At 73.0% G+C, this 2650-nt stretch carries 4 protein-coding genes; all 4 read right to left on the bottom strand.

From position 1 onward, the window contains the following. Window positions 1-330, bottom strand: a 330-nt coding sequence (locus tag D471_RS0129675; protein ID WP_026128218.1) for an anti-sigma factor, incomplete at its 3' end; no start/stop codon positions are given. Then, the gene (locus D471_RS0129670; protein ID WP_017601976.1) at window positions 327-929 is read right to left on the bottom strand and encodes a sigma-70 family RNA polymerase sigma factor; all 603 of its coding nucleotides are present in this window, start codon (window positions 927-929) and stop codon (window positions 327-329) included. The genes D471_RS0129675 and D471_RS0129670, both read right to left, overlap by 4 nt. 84 nt (window positions 930-1013) lie before the next feature. Further along, window positions 1014-1658, bottom strand: coding sequence for a fasciclin domain-containing protein (locus D471_RS0129665; protein WP_017601975.1), 645 nt, complete (start codon window positions 1656-1658; stop codon window positions 1014-1016). Between the two features lie 62 nt (window positions 1659-1720). Beyond that, window positions 1721-2650 (bottom strand): molybdopterin-dependent oxidoreductase (locus D471_RS0129660; protein WP_017601974.1); only part of this gene is annotated, 930 nt, incomplete at its 5' end.

The following is a 2650-nucleotide window of genomic DNA, read 5'->3' as shown; positions in this document are numbered from 1 at the left end:
GACCACCACGGCCAGGCAGGCGGCGAGCACCAGCCAGGGGCCCCACCCCCACGGGCGCCGACGGGGCTCGGGCAGGCGTTCCGGGGCGGGCGCCAGCTGCCGGGTCCGGGACACCTGTTCCATGACGCGTTCGCGCAGCCCCTCAGGCGGAGCCTCGGCCGCCGTCGAACCGAGCAGGGCGGCGGTCTCGGAGAAGCCCCGCACCTCCTGCACGCAGGCGGCGCACCCGGCGAGGTGGTCCTCGAAGCGCGTGCGCTCGTCGGGGGAGAGGGCGTTGAGGGCGTAGGCACCCGACAGGCGGTGCGGGTCCTGGCTCAGTGATCTCCTCACCACTCCACCCCCAGGCAGTCTCGGAGCCGGATCAGTCCGTCGCGCATCCGCGTCTTGACGGTACCCAGCGGCGTGGTCAGCAGCCGGGCGACCTCCCGGTAGGTGTACCCGCCGTAGTAGGCCAACCGGACGGACTGGCGCTGGAGGTCGGTGAGGGTGTCGAGGCACCGGCGGACGCGTTCGCGCTCCAGCCGGTCGCCGACCTCCTCCGCGACCTCGTCGAAGGGCCGGTGGGTCTCGGAGGCCGTGGCACGGGCCTCCCGGTCGGAGGCGGCCTGCTCGGAGCGGACGCGGTCGACCGCCCTGCGGTGCGTCAGCGTCATCACCCAGGCGCGGGCGCTCCCGCGGTTCTCGTCGAACCGGCAGGCGGTGCGCCAGATCTCCACCAGCACCTCCTGGGCGACCTCCTCGGACTGGGCCGGGTCGCGCAGGATCCGGCGTGCCAGGCCGTAGACGGAGGGGCTCACCAGGCCGTACACCTCGTCGAAGGCCTCCTCGTCACCGCGCGCCACCCGCCGGAGCAGTCCGGCGAGTCTGGCGTTCGGCGGCCCCTGGGCCACGGCACCGGGGGCGAGGGGCTCCGCGGCTTCCTCGTCCATCTGCCCACTTCCTCTCACGGGCGGTCGGGAACGGTGTCCGGGCGGACCGGCGTCAGCGCACGGACCGCCCGGACGTCACGGCCCTCAGGAGGGCATCAGCACGGTGTCGACGATGTAGACCGTGGCGTTGGCGGTCTGGACGTTGCCGCACACCACCTGGGAGTCGCCGTTCACGGTGAAGTCCTCCCCGGCGCCCTCGGTGGTGACGTCCCCGCCCTGGAGCGAGGTGAACGTCCCGTCCTCCAGGTCGGACGGTGCGTGCCTGCCCCCGACGACGTGGTAGGTCAGGACCTCGGTCAGCTGCTCCTGGTCGGCGAGGAGGGCGTTGAGGTCCTCCTCGGGAATCGCGGCGAAGGCGTCGTTGGTGGGCGCGAACACCGTGATGTCCTCGGCCGAGTTGAGCGTGTCGACCAGGTCGGCCTCGGTCACGGCGGTGACCAGGGTGGACAGGACGGGGTTGTTCGAGGCCGCGGTCGCGACCGGGTCCTGGGCCATGCCCTCGAAACTGCCCGCGCCGTCCTCGGGGACCGCGGCGCAGCCCGGACCGAACGCCTCCATGGCGGTCATGTCCTCGCCCGTGGTCTCCTCTCCGCCGTTGTTGGCCTCCTCGGTCGCCTCGGGCGACGCGGCGTCGGTGGCCTCCTCACCGCCCATGTCGCCGCAGGCGGTCAGACCGAACGCCAGAACGGCGGCGGAGGCGGCGGTGGTGAGTGCGCTCTTGCGAATCATGGAACTCTCCTTCAACTTGTTCAACTTCGGTGGCCGCGGTCGCGGCGAGGGAGGATGGTTCGTCACTCCGCCGTGAAGCGGATGCGGTGCCACCCGGTGGCTCCGTCGGGAACGGGTTCGGCTCTGGCCGAGGGCTGTGTGGTGCCGGTGGCGTCGGTCGCCCTGACCTCCACGTCGTGCTGTCCGGGTTCCACGGAGGTCTCGGCCACCCACTGGACCCAGGTGTCGACGCCCGGGACGCGGGCGAGCTCGGCCTCCCACCAGTCGCCGCCGTCCACCCGCACCTCGACGGCGTCGACGCCCCGGTGCTGGGCCCAGGCGACCCCGGCCAGAACCACGTCCCCGGCGGCCACCCGGGCCAGCGGGGCGGGCACGTCCACCCGGGACATGGTCTTGATCGGCGCCCGGACGGCCCAGCCGCGCTGTGCCCAGTAGGCGCGCTCGTCGGCGAACCGGGTGAGCTTGATGTCGGTGACCCACTTGGTGGCGCTCACGAAGCCGTACAGGCCGGGCACGACCATGCGGGCCGGAAATCCGTGCTCGGCGGGCAGCGGCTCGCCGCCCATGCCGACGGCGAGGAGGGCGTCGCGCCCGTCCATGACGACCTCGGTGGGGGTTCCGCAGGTCCAGCCGTCGTCGGAGGTGCTGAGGATCTGGTCGGCGCCGGAGTGCACTCCGGCGCGTCGGAGCAGTCGGGCGAGCGGGGCGCCCAGCCAGCGCGTGTTGCCCGCGAGGTCGCCGCCCACCTGGTTGGACACGCAGGAGAGCGTGATGTCGGCCTCCTCCAGCGGCATCGACAGCAGCTCGTCCATACCGATCTCGAAGGGGCGGTCGACCATTCCGTGGACGCGCAGGGTCCACCGGGAGGGGTCCGGCCGAGGAACGGAGAGCGCCGTGTCGATCCGGTAGAAGCCGGTGTTGGGGGTGGTGAACGGGGTGAGCCCCGGGACGCCCAGGTCGACCCCGGCGGGCAACCGGGGCAGGGGCCGGGC

The sequence above is a fragment of the Nocardiopsis lucentensis DSM 44048 genome (genome assembly GCF_000341125.1).
Lineage (GTDB): Bacteria > Actinomycetota > Actinomycetes > Streptosporangiales > Streptosporangiaceae > Nocardiopsis > Nocardiopsis lucentensis.
This window is presented reverse-complemented; position numbering and strand designations above follow the sequence as displayed.